Below are 563 nucleotides of genomic sequence, written 5' to 3'. Positions count from 1 at the left end.
CTCCAGCGCCTCGACGCCCGCCCGCCGGCCGGCGACCCGCTCCTCCAGCGTGAAGCCCGCGGGCGCCAGCGACAGCGTGGTCACCCCGGCCTCGGCGTAGGCCCGCATCCGGTCGGCGATCCGCTCGACGGGTCCGACCAGCGCGGTGGCGTCGATCAGCTCGTGCGGCACGGCGGCGGCGGCGCCGTCCTTGTCGCCGGCGAGGTACTTCTCCTGGATCTCGGCCGCGGCCTGCTCGTACCCCATGCGCTGGGCGAGCTTGTTGTAGAAGTTCTGCTTGGCGCTGCCCATGCCGCCCACGTACAGCGCGGTGTACGGGCGGAACTGGTCGGCCAGCGCCCGCACGTCGTCGCCGACGGCCAGCGGAACGGTGGGCACCAGGTCGAACCCGGTCAGGTCCTTGCCCACCTTGGCGCGGCCCGCCCGCAGCGCGCCCAGCGTGGTCTCCTCGGCGTGCTCGGGGGCGAAGAAGACCAGCAGCGCGCCGTCGGCGATCTCGCCGGTCTGCTCCAGGTTCTTCGGGCCGATGGCGGCGATGTAGAGCGGGATGCGCTCGCGCACCG

At 73.9% G+C, this 563-nt stretch carries 1 protein-coding gene; it reads right to left on the bottom strand.

The window, feature by feature from the left end; translation table 11 throughout:
* Positions 1-563, bottom strand: a 563-nt coding sequence (locus KUM32_RS42930) for an LLM class flavin-dependent oxidoreductase (protein WP_217146966.1), incomplete at both ends; no start/stop codon positions are given.

Source organism: Streptomyces sp. AC627_RSS907 (assembly GCF_019049165.1).
Note: the sequence above shows the minus strand (reverse complement) of the source record. Positions and strands in the feature narration are given on the sequence as shown.